Source organism: Bacillus cereus group sp. BfR-BA-01316 (assembly GCF_022664195.1).
GTDB lineage: Bacteria > Bacillota > Bacilli > Bacillales > Bacillaceae_G > Bacillus_A.
Window position 1 is genome coordinate 49,184 of sequence record NZ_JAKUGX010000017.1, and the last position, 13,489, is coordinate 62,672.

A 13,489-nucleotide genomic window follows, 5' to 3' on the forward strand; every position below is an offset into this window, starting at 1 on the left:
CAAATAAGGAGAGATTATGATGAACAATAGTACTTTCAACAAATCAGATTTTATCGGACTTGCAAGTGGAGCGACTCTTCTTACAGCTTTCATTTACGCACTTGCTCAAAGTCTCGTTTAACAATTTGTTTCCCCAATCCCCTTTATATAGAAAAGGCTGCTCGTCTTATAGACAAGCAGCTTTTTAGTTTGTTTCATATATAATTTGGCCTGTTTTGCTTATATCATATCCACTAATTGCTTTTAATTCATTGTGAAACTCTTCAGATTGCAAAATTCCTTTTATAACCTCAATAAGTTCCTCATTTTCTTTATTCTTCAGAAGTACTAAATCATACTGTTCTTTCATTATCGGAATAAAGTCTACATTTACAATTTGGGAAAACTTTTCTGATCCTACCCCAACATCAGCTTTTCCATTCGCGACTTGCGAAGCAACACCAAGGTGATTCGATTCTTCCCATTCATACCCGCTAATATCTTCTTTATTTAATTTTTGAATTCGCAATTGCTCATCCACTAACACCCTAATACCAGAACCTTTTTCTCGATTTACAAATCGTATAGATGAATGAGCTAAATCAGCCCATGTTTTTATATTTTGTGGATTCCCTTTTTGCACATAAAACCCAACATTTCTTGCTAATAAATTAATCATAATATATGGTTGTCCAACTAAAATACGTTTTACGTAAGGAACATTATATGTACCTGTTTCGCCATCAAATAAATGCAAACTAACGACGCTTCCTTCTCCTTGGTACATCTTTACCAAACTCGTTAAACTACCTTGATATGCTCTTAATATATTAGAGTTTGGTAAACGATTTTCTATATGTTTTGCCAACATATCTAACGTTAGTTCTTGACCACTAATGATGCGTGTATTCGAACTACTAATTTCGGCCTTCCTTACAGGAGTAAATTGCGTCTTACCTGTTTTCATTTGCTTTATATATTGTTCTAAATCAGCTGCATCAATGCGCATTTGTCTACCAACCCTATAAGAAGGAAGTTCTCCTTTTTTAATTAAGTCGTATACAGTTAATTTTGATACTTTTAATCGCTTTGCTACTTCTTCCGTTGTGTAGGAATGATGATCCATAGACGATTCCTCACTTTCTCCCTTCATTGTAACAAAGAAAAGAATATTTCTCCTAGTTTTTAAAAACAACTATATCGTTCAAATTATATTCAATTATAACTAGTTATATTTAGTTATATTTAGTTATATTTAGTTATATTTAGTTATAATTGAATATGTCAAAACGAAAGGGGATTTTTTTATGAACAAATTCACATTACGATCCATCGGGGCACTTATACTTTCTTTCCTTCTTATATTTAGTGCTGCTTGTACAAGCGGGGAAAAGAAAGAAAAGTCAGCTGCTAAAGAGGGAAAAACAGTCGAACTGACTATATCAGCTGCTGCTAGCTTACAAGATGCATTAAAAGAAATTGAAAAACAATATAAAGAGAAAGAGCCTAACATTAAACTTTCTTTTAACTTCGGTGCTTCTGGTGCACTTCAACAACAAATTGAACAAGGTGCACCTGCTGATTTATTCTTCTCTGCAGCAGAGGATAAATTCCAAACTCTTGTTAAAAAAGGATTCATTAATGAAAAAGAAGGGAAAAATCTTCTTGGAAATGAACTAGTTCTAGTCGTTCCAAAAGATAGTTCTCTTACAAAATTTCAAGATTTAAAAGATGAAAAAATCAAGAAAATTGCACTTGGTACACCTGAATCTGTACCTGCAGGAAAATATGCAAAAGCTTCTCTCACACATGAAAATCTTTGGAATGACGTTCAAAATAAAATCGTATTTACAAAAGATGTTCGCCAAGTGTTAACATATGTAGAAACAGGTAATGTTGATGCTGGTATTGTATACAAAACAGATGCTCTCATTTCAGACAAAGTAAAAATTGGCGAGACGGCAGCAGCTACTTCTCATGAGCCAATCCACTATCCTTTAGGCGTAATAAAAGAATCAAAGCATAAGAAAGAGGCGACTTCATTCTATGAGTATTTACAATCAAAAGATGCGCAATCTATCTTTAAGAAATACGGATTTACTGTCCTATCATAATTGCTATGAACTTTGATGCTATTTTGTCACCAGTCTTTCTATCCTTACGAGTAGCTGCATGCGCCACCATTATCGTTACAATTTTAGGAACGATTATCGGGCGAGCGCTAGCACGCTCCTCATGGCGATATAAAGTAATATTAGAAACTATTTTCTTATTACCAATGGTGCTTCCACCAACTGTTATCGGCTTTTTTCTAATTATCATTTTCGGAAATAACAGTCCCATTGGAAAGTGGATTGAATCATTATTTCAGCAGTCCATTATGTTTACATCTACTGCTGCTATCATTGCTTCTACAGTCGTTGCATTTCCGCTCATGTACCAATCAGCAAAAACAGGATTCTCTATCGCAAATGTACAAATTGAAGATGGCGCGCGCGATCTTGGTGCAAGTGAATATCAAGTTTTTCTACATGTTACACTCCCGCTTGCATTTCCTGCGTTACTAAGTGGTATGATTTTAAGCTTTGTTCGCGCACTCGGTGAATTTGGTGCAACTTTAATGTTTGCAGGAAATATACCTGGCAAAACTCAGACGATTCCAACGGCGATTTATATGGCTATTGATGCAAGTAATATGCAACTAGCTTGGACACTTGTAATCATAACGATTAGTATGTCCCTTTTATTCTTACTATGTATTCAACTCATTAATAGAAAAATCACTACTTCTTAAAGCAACTTTCGACAAAAGTTGCTTTTTATTTCCCGAAAAATAAAATGATTTTATTAATGACTGAATTTTATTTCTTATTTAAATATACATTTTATTTGAATTCACTTTCTAAAATAGGTAATTTCCTGTTATTATATGAAAGTGTTTCAAAAAATGAAGAAATGAAAACGCATTTATATCGTAAATTCTTCATCCTGTTTTAGCGATCGGTAATCTTCTACTCTATTAGTGGGGCATTACCGATCGTTAGAACGATATGTAATTATATTGGTATAGAAAACCGAAGGGAGTCTTGTAATGGACATTTTATTAGCGCTTCTTCCTGCAATCGCATGGGGAAACATCTTATTAGTAAGCGTAAAAATGGGCGGTGGTGCATATAGCCAAACGGTAGGTATGACAATCGGTGCTCTATTCTTCGCAACAATTATGTATGTATTTACTCAACCAACTTTAACAATGACAGTCTTGATTGTTGGCTTTATTTCAGGTTTATTCTGGGCTTTAGGACAAGTAAACCAATTAAAAACAGTTGAAAAACTAGGTGTTTCAACTACTGTAACTATTTCTACTGGTATGCAACTTGTTGCAACTTCTATCTTTGGAGTTATCGCTTTTCGTGAGTGGACTACTACTACAACGATTGTTCTGGGAACGATTGCAATCCTATTAATCGTAGTTGGTGTTGTATTCACATCACTAGATGATAAAGAAAATGCACAGCCACCAGGACAATTGAAAAAGGGACTTCTTACTTTAATTGTTTCTACTTTCGGTTATCTTGTATATGTAATTATTATTCGTTGGTATAACATTGATGGTTGGTCTGCTATTTTACCACAGGCAGTTGGTATGTTTGTTGGTGCAGTTGTACTGACATCTAAACATAAACCATTTAACAAATATGCAATGCGTAATGCTTTATCTGGTTTACTATGGGGAACAGGAAACTTATTCTTACTTCTTTCATTACCACGTGTTGGAGTAGCAACAAGCTTCCCATTATCTCAAACTGGAATCGTTATCTCAACATTCGGTGCGATTGTCTTCTTAGGTGAAAAGAAAACAAAACGTCAATTGATCTTTATTGCACTAGGTAGTGTTTTAATTATCGGCGGCGCTGTATTGCTTGGTATGACAAAAGCATAAACTTATAATCTATTAACAAACCCCTGAAGCATATGCGCTTCAGGGGTTTTCTGATTACAATTATTTTCTAAATATAATTATTTATACGATCTTGTTTTTTATAATTCCTCTTCCATTCTAGCAAGCCATCGATACACAAAACCTCCCCCCTTACCTATTCCACTTACGATAAGCCTTTTCTTTTTACAAAATTCTCTTAAAAATGGTATCGTTTTTTATAACATATTCTCATCAGAAAGGAATAAAGGATATGCCTAATAAACATCGAATTTTATTTATTGGTGCCGGTCGTATGGCAGAAGCTATATTTGCCGGACTACTTACAACAAGTAAAGAATACATCGAAGAAATTATTGTTTCCAATCGAAGCAACATAGAAAAATTGAAGCAATTACAAAATCAATATGATATATCTGTTACAACTGATTGGAAACAACATATTAAATCTGTAGATACAATTGTTTTAGCAATGCCACCTGTCGCACATGAACAGCTATTAGCGGAGCTTTCTCCTCTTCTAACTGATCAATTTGTTGTGACAGTTGCTGCTGGAATCGGACCATCTTATCTAGAAGAAAGACTCCCTCAAGGAATACCTGTTGCTTGGATTATGCCAAATACAGCTGCTGGAATTGGCAAGTCTATCTCCTTATATACGACGGGACATTCTGTAGATGAAACACATCAAGAAACGTTACAACTTCTTTTAAAAGGCATCGGTACCTCGCAACCTTGTACCGAAGAGGAAGTTCACCAACTTACCGCAGTTACTGGTAGTGCACCTGCTTTCCTCTATCACTTTGCTGAAGGTTTAATTGAAGCAACGAAAAGCTATGGTATTGATGAGGAAACAGCAAAACACCTTGTTATTCAAATGATTGCTGGCTCTGCCGCTATGCTCCAGCAAAATCAGGATCCAGCTATGCTCCGCGAACAAGTAACAACACCAGGAGGTTCAACGGCTGAAGGCTTAAAAATTCTATATGAAAATAATTTTTTAGGAGTCATTCAACAAGCAGTTGAAGCAACCAATAAAAAAGCTAGGGGGAATTAATATGACTTTAACAAGTTTAAAGGACTATACAACATTACATAACGGCGTGAAAATGCCTTGGTTCGGCTTAGGTGTTTTTAAAGTTGAAGATGGTACAGAAGTAATTGATTCTGTAAAAGCAGCTATAAAAAATGGATACCGTAGTATCGATACTGCTGCGATATATAAAAACGAAGAAGGCGTTGGACAGGCAATTCAAGAATCTGGTATTCCTCGTGAAGAGTTATTCATCACTTCAAAGGTTTGGAATAGTGATCAAGGTTACGAGTCAACATTACAAGCGTTTGAAACTACATTAGAAAAATTAGGTCTAGAATATTTAGATCTATACTTAGTACATTGGCCTGTAAAAGGAAAATACACTGAATCATGGAAAGCTTTAGAGCAGCTTTATAAAGATGGTCGTGTTCGTGCTATCGGTGTGAGTAATTTCCACATTCACCACTTACAAGACGTATTTGAAATTGCTGAAATTAAGCCAATAGTCAACCAAGTGGAATACCACCCTCGCTTAGCACAAGAAGAATTACATGCTTTCTGTAAAGAACATAACATCCAGCTTGAGGCTTGGTCACCATTAATGCAAGGACAACTACTGGATAATCCAACATTACAAGAAATTGCGACAAAATATAATAAATCAACTGCACAAGTTATTTTACGTTGGGATCTACAAAATGAAGTTGTGACAATCCCTAAGTCTATTAAAGAACACCGCATTATTGAAAATGCAAACATCTTCGACTTTGAATTAAGCTCGGATGATATGAAAGCAATTCAAGCTTTAAATGAAAATCATCGCGTTGGTCCAGATCCAGATAACTTTAACTTCTAGTAGGGAAACCACTGCCATATGCAGTGGTTTTTTTTATTTTTAATAAAACTGAAAATTTAAACTATACCCCATTTGATTGACACTTCATTATCTAAGGTGTAAGATTTCGAATTATCAAATAAACGCAAAAATTAATAAAATTCATTTGTTTACTCATTGTATCAAGAGAGGTGGAGGGACTGGCCCTTTGAAACCTCGGCAGCAGGTTCATTTTGAATACTGTGCCACTTCCTGCAAGCTTTATGCTTGAAAGATAGAATGAGGGACTTCGTTTATATACGGGTGCATAACTTGTACGTAAAAATCCCTCTTTCTCAATACGAAAAGAGGGATTTTTTATTTTTCATTGCCCTCATCATCATCCAATCTTATTAACTATTTAGGAGGAAAATCAAATGAAAAAGAAGTTTGTACCCAGTATTGCATCAGTTGTAGGAGTAAGTATTTTATTATCTGGTTGCGGTAGTTATAAAAACGAAGCGAGCGGAGCAAATGCAAAAGATGAGGCACCTAGTAAGCAAGTTTTAAACTTATCTTCACCTACTGAGATTCGAACAATGGATACGGCTCGTGCTACAGATACTGATTCTGGTCAAGTAATGAGAAACGTATTTGAGGGTTTATACAATCTTGGCGAGGGTAATAAACCTGTTCCTGGTGTCACAAAGTCTCATGAAGTGAGTAGCGATAAAACGAAATACACATTCCATTTACGAGATTCAAAATGGTCGAACGGCACACCTGTAACAGCGAAAGATTTTGTCTTCGCTTGGCAAAGAGCTGTTGATCCAGCAACAGCCTCTGAATATGCTTTTTTATTCTTTGATATTAAAAACGCTAAAAAAATTAACAGTAAAGAGCTTCCAGCCGATCAACTTGGTGTAAAAGCAATTGATGACCATACGTTTGAGGTAGAACTAGAGCGTCCTGTTCCATACTTTATTAGCTTAACGGCGTTCCCAACATTTCTACCAATCAACGAGGAATTTTTTAAAGCACAAGGTGATAAGTACGCTTTAGAAGATAACAAAATCTTGTACAACGGAGCTTTTACACTAAACGATTGGAAGCATGAACAAAGCTTTAAATTCAAGAAAAACCCTACCTATTGGGATAAAGATAATGTCAAACTCGAAGAAATCAATTTCAACGTTGTAAAAGAGAAATCAACGGAAGTAAATTTATTTGAATCAAAACAATTAGACCGTATAAAATTAACATCTGATTTCGTTGATAAGTATAAAAAAGATGGGAACTTTAAAGAACGTCCAAATGTAGGCGTACAATTTTTACGTATGAACCAACAAAACAAAGTGCTGCAAAACGTATCTGTACGCCAAGCCATCGATAAAGCAATTGATCAAAAATCCTTTGTAAATACGCTATTGAATGATGGCTCTACACCAGCGTACAGTCTCATTCCGAAAAAATTTGCGAAAGGGCCAGATGGAACAGACTTCCGCTCTGCGAACGGTGACTTAACGAAAACAGATACAAAATCCGCAAAGGAATTATGGAAAAAGGCAAAACAAGAACTTAGTTCTGAAAAAATAACATTAGAACTATTAACAAGTGACGGTGACCTTGAGAAGAAAACAGGAGAATTTTTAAAAGAACAACTAGAAAAGAACCTAGATGGCTTAACAGTTAATATAAAACCTCAGCCACGTAAGCAGCAGGTTTCATTATTATTAAAAGGTGAATATGAAATTGGAATTGACGGTTGGAGCCCTGACTTTGCTGATCCAATTACATTCCTTGAACTATTTACGACGAATAACCCTTACAACTTAGATCATTACTCTAATAAAGAGTTTGATGACACAATTGAAAAAGTTAAAACTACCTTGGCTGGTGATGAAAAAGCTCGCTGGGAGGCGTTACTAGCATCAGAGAAAATATTATTTAAGGACTCTGTTATCGCTCCTCTTTACCAAAAAGGAGAATCTTATCTAGAGCGTTCTTATGTAAAAGGAATTGTGCAAGTTGACTTTGCAGGCCAGTTAAACTTCAAGTGGGCAAAAATCGAAAATTAGATTAATAGAAACAGATTCCCCGATACAAGGAAATCTGTTTCTTAATATATTATTTTAAGAAATTAATACTCTGTTTTTTATTATTGACATATAGTTCTTTCCAGTGTTAATATTCTAAATAATCAAAGAAACGAAATATTTTACCACCAAAATGTAATGTCTACTAAGTTGAAACATATAACGACAGATTATAGTTCAACATGTATATACATATAGAACACCTGATTACCTATATACACATATTTATAATATGTTTTCTCTTCTTCTATAGCTACACTTCAAGACATGGACATTATGACGTTACGAACAACACATTTAGGGAGGAAAGAACAATGAAAAAAAAGTTGTACCTGTTGTTGCATCAGTTTTAGGGGCGAGTCTACTACTAACTGCTTGCGGGGGAAATAAAGATAATGCAAGCGGAGCGAAAGCAAACGATAAAGCACCTGATAAACAGGCAATTAACTTGTCATTTGCTTCAGAAATTCCAACAATGGATGTCGCAAAAGCAACAGATGGGGAATCCATGAATGTAATGCGAAATGTTTTTGAAGGCTTATATGCAATAGGAGAAGATAATAAACCTATTCCTGGTGTTGCTGAGTCGGTTAACGTTAGTCCCGATTAAACAAAATATACATTCCATCTTCGTGATTCAAAATGGTCAAATGGTACTCCTGTTACAGCAAAAGACTTTGTCTTCGCTTGGCAACGTGCCGTAAATCCTGATACAGCAGCTGAATATGCATTCTTATTCTTCGACATACAGAATGCGAAACAAATAAATCAAAAACAATTACCGGTTGATCAATTAGGCGTCAAAGCTCTTGATGACAAAACTTTAGAAGTACAACTAGACCGTCCTGTTCCCTACTACTTAAGCTTAACGACATTTGCAACATTCTTACCAATTAATGAAGAGTATTTAAAATCTCAAGGTGATAAATACGGTTTAGAAACAAAGCATTTAATTTACAACGGGGCTTTCACGTTAGATAACTGGAAACATGAACAAAGCTTCCAATTGAAGAAGAACCCTAACTATTGGGATGCTAAAACTGTAAAACTAGAAGAAATCAACTTTAATTTCGTTAAAGATAAGTCTACAGAAGTTAACTTATATGATTCAGGACAAATTGATCGTGTTGCTTTAACTGCGGAGTTTGTTGATAAATATAAGGGTGATCCAAACTTCAAGGAACGCGCTGAAGTCGGCATTCAATTCTTACGACTAAATCAAAAAAATGCAACATTAAAAAATCAACATGCACGCCTCGCTATTAACGGAGCAATGAATAAAAAAGCATACGTAGAAACAATTTTAAATAACGGTGCTGTCCCAGCTGAAGGAATGGTTCCTGCGAAATTCGCAAAAAGTCCAGAAGGCAACGACTTCCGTAAAGAAAACGGAAATCTAGTCAAAGATGATGTGAAATCTGCAAAAGAAAACTGGAAAAAAGCGAAACAAGAACTTGGTACTGACAAAGTAACAATTGAACTATTAACAAGTGATAATGCTTTAGCTAAAAAGACTGGTGAATATTTAAAAGGTGAACTAGAAAAGAATCTAGATGGATTAACAGTGAACTTAAAGCCTCAACCACGTAAGCAACAATTAAAACTACTATTAAGTGGTGATTACGAAATCGGAATCGATGGCTGGGGCCCTGACTTCGCGGATCCTATTACATTCTTAGATCTATTCACAACAGATAGTGCTTATAACTTCGATAAATACTCTAACAAAGAGTACGACGAGCTTATTCGTAAAGTAAAAACTGATTTAGCTGGTGATGAAAAAGGTCGCTGGGAAGCAATGAAGCAAGCTGAAAAAATCTTATTACAAGATGGCGCTGTCGCTCCTTTATACCAACAAGGTCGCTCTTACTTACAACGCGGATTTATTAAAGGACTTGTAACAACTGACTTTGGCGGTGAATTTAACTACAAGTGGACAGAAGTTGCAAAATAATAAGTACTAATAAAAAAGTATCCTTCGTGGGATACCTTTTTTACTTTATACTTCTTTAACTACAGAGCTTCTTCCCTTTACCATTCCTTTTATAACTATAGCGATTCCCGCTACCAATTGTGTAACTGAAATAATAAACAATAACGAAATAATATTTTTCTCTAAATTAACTCCGCTAAATATTATTGTATAATAACCATTCGCTGCGTATGTTGCGGGAAATAATCTCGAATACAGTGATAAACATTTGTATGTTAATGAAAGAAATGCGAAGAAGACTATCGTCAATAATCCTCTTTCCCTTCTTTTTGTATTGAACTAAAACTCATAATAAATATAATCATAAACATCAAATATGTTCTCCACGTCAACGAAGGTATATGTCCTGACCAAAGATAACTAATTAAATAATTGATTCCCATAATACCCGAAGATACTACTAGACTAACACTTATTAGTTTTACATATTTGAGCATATCTTTTCTCCTTACCTTTTATTTTTCTACTTCTTCAAATTGCAAATTCACAGGTTCTTCTAAGAGTGTTTCATAAAAATTTTCTGCCAAATCTGTTGAAGGAATTTTTTCATCCACTTCATCAAATCGAATACTATCTAGCCAGACACAACCTTCTCCTGATAATAAAACACCAAATGCAATACCAAGTGCTTCTTCTTTTATATCTAGTACAACCGAGTACGATTGCCAGTTATTCGTATTTTTAATTGGACGATTTTGCATGTTATCCATAGCAATAGGCTCTGTATCTTTTCCATCTACTCGCATCCACAATCCTGCCCAATCTTTTACATTCTCACTCTTAATGAATGCTGTTAAACGTAATCTCTTACCTACATATTTATCCGCTCGGAACATTTGCATTAATGTCGAAAAGCCTCCATGCGTAACGTTCTCTTTCGCTTTTATATATGCAGATACTTTTCCTTGATGAACAACTTCGTAATCTAAACCCATCTCATATTCAGCAGGATGACTTCCGCTTAATACCCATCCTTTTGGTATACCTTTTTCCATTGAAACACCCTCTCTTTCTATATAAAATGACTGGAAATACTTTCGATATTTTTTTGGTGGTAATTGAAACATTCTTTTAAAAGCTCTAGTAAATGCCTCTTGTGAGGAAAAACCATATTGCACTGCAATATCAATGACTGCTCTTTCAGTCGACACTAAAGCTTGTGCAGCATGAGTTAATCTTCTCTTACGAACATAATCCGTTACACTCATCCCGATATAACTTTGAAAAATACGATGAAAATGGTACATCGATACTGCACTGTGAAATGCCACTCTTTCTGTTGTAAGCTCTTCATGCAAATGATTCTCTACATATTCGATTGCTTTTTTTATCATCTCTTTATATTCTTCATGCATTTCAGTACCTCCTCACAACTTCAATTTACCATATACATACAAATCCTTTTTGATTTAAATTGCGGATTAATCCTTGAAGCTATAAGAAAATAATTTATTTTCAACACATACATAATTACATGAAATTGGGAAAAACTTGTATAGAACGAAGTTACCTTAAGGAGGAATTTATGATGAGAATTTTACTATCAGCTTTATTAGCTCTTATGCTAGTACCTGCATTAACAGGATGCAAAGCTCCTGCAAAAGAAGATGCAACTTCTAATAAAAAGACAACTGAAGAAGCAAAAAATGAGGCTCCTGCAGATTTAAAACTAAACTTTAATGAATTTGATTTAAAAGCAGACTATCAAGATACGAAGAAAGACTACGAAGCTGATTATAAAAATGTAGCAGCGGATAAGAAAATGGAAGCAAAAATTGAAGACCATAAAACAGATGTAAAGTTCACAGGTGACGAGGCTGTTACAAAGTTAAGCCCTCTTCTACAAGAATTAAAATTTGATAAAAACACACCAGATCAAGAAGTAATTGATCAAGTAGTAAATGTATTCAAACTTGATAAAGACTATCAAAAATTCGCTTTAGAAGTTGTCTTCTCTGACGGAACGAAAAAAGAATATAAAAGAGAAATAAAATAAAGAAGTAGGCGGTTGCCTACTTCTTTATTTTTTAATTTTTACGTATCTTAGTTCTGGGCTAGAACCGATAATGAATTGGACGCCAGATACTGATGATTTTTGTAAATACGAAGAGCTTGGGGAAATAATTGGGATTAATGGTGCATCATCAAACATAATATCTTCTGCTTTATGCAATAAGTCAAAGCGCTTATCTTCGTTTTGTTCAACTTCTGCTTCTTTTACTAAAGCGTCAAATTCTTTATTATGCCATTTTGCATAGTTGTTTGGACCATCACCTGCATATAAATCTAGTTTAGTAATTGGATCTAATAGAGAGCCGCCCCATCCCATATAAGCTAATTGGAAATCACTTTGCTTGTATGTGTCGATGTAACTCTTCCACTCTTTATTTTCTAATTTAATATCTACACCAAGATTTTTCTTAAACATTTCTTGCATTGCTTCTGCTACTTTTTTATGCTGTGTATCTGTAGTGAATTTTAATGTTACTTCAGGTAATGTAGACCAACCTTGCTCTTTCATACCCTCTTCTAATAATTTTTTCGCTTCTGCTGGATCGAACTTTACGTAATCACCTTTTTCTTTACGGAAATCACGACCACCTTGTGTTTTTGCTCCTTCTGGAACGAATGCATATGCTTCCTGTGCATTATTTTTATACAGTTTTTCAACGATAAACTTACGATCAACCGCTAATGAAAATGCTTTACGTACTTTCGCATTTGTAAACGGCTCTTTTTCTACGTTAAACGAATAAATATAAGATGAGAATCCTGCAACGCGCTTATATTCTTTGTTTCCTTTTTCTTTTTCAATCATCTCTTGTGGTAAGCTACTTAGCAAATCTAATTCTTTTGATTTGTACAATTGGTACGCTGTTTTAGAATCTGGAATAATACGAAACTCAATTTCTTTTAATGTTACCTTTTTATCATAGTATTCTTTATTTTTTTGTACTGTAATAGCTTGGTTATGCTTCCATTCTTTTAACGTGAATGGTCCGTTCGTAATTAACTCTTTTGGATCTGTTTTTAATTTATTATTATCATCAATCGATTTTTTAGATAATGGAATAAATAATGAACTTGCTAATTTTTGTTTAATAGAAGCAACTGGGTGCTCAAGTGTCACCTTTAATGTTTGAGGATCAACGACTTGAATACCAACTTGCCCTTCTTCACCTTTTCCAGTATTATATGCCTCTGCTCCTTTAATAAAATACATTTCTGTCGCATTCATAGAACCCGTTTTCGGATTTAATAATCGCTTCCATGCAAACTCAAAATCATTTGCTGTAATAGGAGAACCGTCCGACCATTTAATATCTTTCTTTAAATGAATTGTATACTCAGTCCCATCAGCGTTTACTTCTTCTTTCTCTGCTAATTCATTTTGATATTTCCCATCACTATCTTGCGTATATAAACTTGAAAACAACTGCCCAATTACATAACCTGACGTGCTATCTGTCGCAATGGCAGAATCAAGCGTATACGGATCACTACTAATATTCGTTACTAATCGATCTCCTTCACCCTTACCAGCACTCGCTTTTTGCGTCTCTTTCTTACCGCAAGCAACAGAAGTAATTGCTAAAACAGTCATAATGACAAACAGTAAAAACTTCTTCAT

General features: G+C 34.7%; 13 protein-coding genes, 1 pseudogene and 1 riboswitch. Of the genes and pseudogenes, 9 read left to right on the top strand and 5 right to left on the bottom strand.

Features of this window, described 5'->3' with window-relative positions; genetic code table 11:
- Positions 1-19 precede the first annotated feature (19 nt).
- A complete protein-coding gene (locus MR071_RS14520) occupies positions 20-121 on the top strand; it encodes a DUF3948 family protein (protein WP_105587170.1) in 102 nt (33 codons plus the stop codon).
- Positions 122-184: 63 nt separating this feature from the next.
- Here the strand turns inward: MR071_RS14520 and MR071_RS14525 are convergent, their stop codons facing one another.
- A complete protein-coding gene (locus MR071_RS14525) occupies positions 185-1,132 on the bottom strand; it encodes a helix-turn-helix transcriptional regulator (RefSeq protein WP_105587171.1) in 948 nt (315 codons plus the stop codon).
- A 154-nt stretch (positions 1,133-1,286) separates the two neighbouring features.
- Here MR071_RS14525 and modA point away from each other — a divergent pair, with 154 nt between their 5' ends.
- The 7 genes and pseudogenes from modA to MR071_RS14560 all read left to right on the top strand — a co-directional run bounded on the left by modA (position 1,287) and on the right by MR071_RS14560 (position 9,819).
- Entirely contained in the window at positions 1,287-2,093 is an 807-nt protein-coding gene (gene modA / locus MR071_RS14530) for a molybdate ABC transporter substrate-binding protein (protein ID WP_105587172.1), read from the top strand.
- A 5-nt stretch (positions 2,094-2,098) separates the two neighbouring features.
- Positions 2,099-2,773, top strand: coding sequence for a molybdate ABC transporter permease subunit (gene modB, locus MR071_RS14535; RefSeq protein WP_105587173.1), 675 nt, complete (start codon positions 2,099-2,101; stop codon positions 2,771-2,773).
- Between the two features lie 297 nt (positions 2,774-3,070).
- Positions 3,071-3,922 (top strand): GRP family sugar transporter, encoded by an 852-nt coding sequence (locus MR071_RS14540; protein WP_002113377.1) that lies wholly within the window; start codon positions 3,071-3,073, stop codon positions 3,920-3,922.
- Positions 3,923-4,172: 250 nt separating this feature from the next.
- Positions 4,173-4,976, top strand: a complete 804-nt coding sequence (gene proC / locus MR071_RS14545) for a pyrroline-5-carboxylate reductase (protein WP_242236560.1) — start codon at positions 4,173-4,175, stop codon at positions 4,974-4,976.
- A 1-nt stretch (position 4,977) separates the two neighbouring features.
- On the top strand, positions 4,978-5,811 hold the full coding sequence (locus MR071_RS14550) for an aldo/keto reductase (protein WP_105587175.1): 834 nt from the start codon (positions 4,978-4,980) through the stop codon (positions 5,809-5,811).
- 155 nt (positions 5,812-5,966) lie between these two features.
- Positions 5,967-6,071: riboswitch (SAM riboswitch) on the top strand.
- Positions 6,072-6,206: 135 nt separating this feature from the next.
- Positions 6,207-7,847: a peptide ABC transporter substrate-binding protein gene (locus MR071_RS14555; protein WP_242236562.1), complete on the top strand. Its 1,641-nt coding sequence runs from the start codon at positions 6,207-6,209 to the stop codon at positions 7,845-7,847.
- A gap of 460 nt (positions 7,848-8,307) precedes the next feature.
- Positions 8,308-9,819, top strand: a pseudogene (locus MR071_RS14560) (peptide ABC transporter substrate-binding protein).
- A 45-nt stretch (positions 9,820-9,864) separates the two neighbouring features.
- On the opposite strand, the gene MR071_RS14565 reads toward MR071_RS14560, so the two are convergent.
- Genes MR071_RS14565 through MR071_RS14575 form a run of 3 tightly spaced genes read right to left on the bottom strand, consistent with a single transcriptional unit; the run spans position 9,865 to position 11,213 of the window.
- Entirely contained in the window at positions 9,865-10,107 is a 243-nt protein-coding gene (locus MR071_RS14565; protein ID WP_105587177.1) for a hypothetical protein, read from the bottom strand.
- Entirely contained in the window at positions 10,104-10,295 is a 192-nt protein-coding gene (locus tag MR071_RS14570; protein WP_105587178.1) for a hypothetical protein, read from the bottom strand. The genes MR071_RS14565 and MR071_RS14570 overlap by 4 nt, the downstream gene beginning before the upstream one ends.
- Before the next feature lie 18 nt (positions 10,296-10,313).
- Positions 10,314-11,213 (bottom strand): helix-turn-helix transcriptional regulator, encoded by a 900-nt coding sequence (locus MR071_RS14575; RefSeq protein WP_105587179.1) that lies wholly within the window; start codon positions 11,211-11,213, stop codon positions 10,314-10,316.
- Positions 11,214-11,386: 173 nt separating this feature from the next.
- Between MR071_RS14575 and MR071_RS14580 the strand changes: the two genes are divergently transcribed.
- Positions 11,387-11,854 (top strand): YusW family protein, encoded by a 468-nt coding sequence (locus MR071_RS14580; protein ID WP_105587180.1) that lies wholly within the window; start codon positions 11,387-11,389, stop codon positions 11,852-11,854.
- A 24-nt stretch (positions 11,855-11,878) separates the two neighbouring features.
- Here the strand turns inward: MR071_RS14580 and MR071_RS14585 are convergent, their stop codons facing one another.
- Positions 11,879-13,489 (bottom strand): peptide ABC transporter substrate-binding protein, encoded by a 1,611-nt coding sequence (locus tag MR071_RS14585; RefSeq protein ID WP_242236564.1) that lies wholly within the window; start codon positions 13,487-13,489, stop codon positions 11,879-11,881.

What these genes read in the sequence shown, in the direction of transcription:
- MR071_RS14520 (WP_105587170.1), top strand. Translation starts at nt 20, where the DNA reads ATGAACAATAGTACTTTCAACAAATCAGATTTTATCGGACTTGCAAGT.
- MR071_RS14525 (WP_105587171.1), bottom strand. Translation starts at nt 1,132, where the DNA reads ATGAAGGGAGAAAGTGAGGAATCGTCTATGGATCATCATTCCTACACA.
- modA (WP_105587172.1), top strand. Translation starts at nt 1,287, where the DNA reads ATGAACAAATTCACATTACGATCCATCGGGGCACTTATACTTTCTTTC.
- modB (WP_105587173.1), top strand. Translation starts at nt 2,099, where the DNA reads ATGAACTTTGATGCTATTTTGTCACCAGTCTTTCTATCCTTACGAGTA.
- MR071_RS14540 (WP_002113377.1), top strand. Translation starts at nt 3,071, where the DNA reads ATGGACATTTTATTAGCGCTTCTTCCTGCAATCGCATGGGGAAACATC.
- proC (WP_242236560.1), top strand. Translation starts at nt 4,173, where the DNA reads ATGCCTAATAAACATCGAATTTTATTTATTGGTGCCGGTCGTATGGCA.
- MR071_RS14550 (WP_105587175.1), top strand. Translation starts at nt 4,978, where the DNA reads ATGACTTTAACAAGTTTAAAGGACTATACAACATTACATAACGGCGTG.
- MR071_RS14555 (WP_242236562.1), top strand. Translation starts at nt 6,207, where the DNA reads ATGAAAAAGAAGTTTGTACCCAGTATTGCATCAGTTGTAGGAGTAAGT.
- MR071_RS14570 (WP_105587178.1), bottom strand. Translation starts at nt 10,295, where the DNA reads ATGCTCAAATATGTAAAACTAATAAGTGTTAGTCTAGTAGTATCTTCG.
- MR071_RS14575 (WP_105587179.1), bottom strand. Translation starts at nt 11,213, where the DNA reads ATGCATGAAGAATATAAAGAGATGATAAAAAAAGCAATCGAATATGTA.
- MR071_RS14580 (WP_105587180.1), top strand. Translation starts at nt 11,387, where the DNA reads ATGAGAATTTTACTATCAGCTTTATTAGCTCTTATGCTAGTACCTGCA.
- MR071_RS14585 (WP_242236564.1), bottom strand. Translation starts at nt 13,489, where the DNA reads ATGAAGAAGTTTTTACTGTTTGTCATTATGACTGTTTTAGCAATTACT.